Annotated in this window: 1 protein-coding gene; it reads left to right on the top strand. The window is 59.0% G+C overall.

Annotation, left to right across the window (positions count from 1 at the left end; all coding sequences use genetic code 11):
* Positions 1 to 402 (top strand): hypothetical protein (locus JWG43_RS19040; RefSeq protein ID WP_205244470.1); only part of this gene is annotated, 402 nt, incomplete at both ends.

Below are 402 nucleotides of genomic sequence, written 5' to 3'. Positions count from 1 at the left end.
ATCGCGTCTCCAAGGCCATGATGGATAACCTCTCCAAGGAGCGGAACGTCAACTCCCTGGGTGAAGAAGAAGAGCAGGCCTCTTTCAACAGCATCTTCATGATGGCCGACTCTGGTGCGCGGGGCTCCGCCGCCCAGATCCGTCAGCTGTCCGGTATGCGTGGCCTGATGGCCAAGCCGGATGGCTCCATCATCGAAACGCCGATCGTGGCGAACTTCCGTGAAGGTCTGAACGTACTGCAGTACTTCATCTCCACTCACGGTGCTCGTAAGGGTCTGGCGGATACCGCACTGAAGACAGCGAACGCCGGTTACATGACCCGTCGTCTGGTTGACGTGGCTCAGGACATGGTGATCACCGAGGACGATTGCGGTACGGCCGAAGGTCTGTGGATGACTCCGC

It is taken from the genome of Desulfobulbus alkaliphilus (assembly GCF_016918545.1).
Taxonomy (GTDB): domain Bacteria; phylum Desulfobacterota; class Desulfobulbia; order Desulfobulbales; family Desulfobulbaceae; genus Desulfobulbus; species Desulfobulbus alkaliphilus.
Note: the sequence above shows the minus strand (reverse complement) of the source record. Positions and strands in the feature narration are given on the sequence as shown.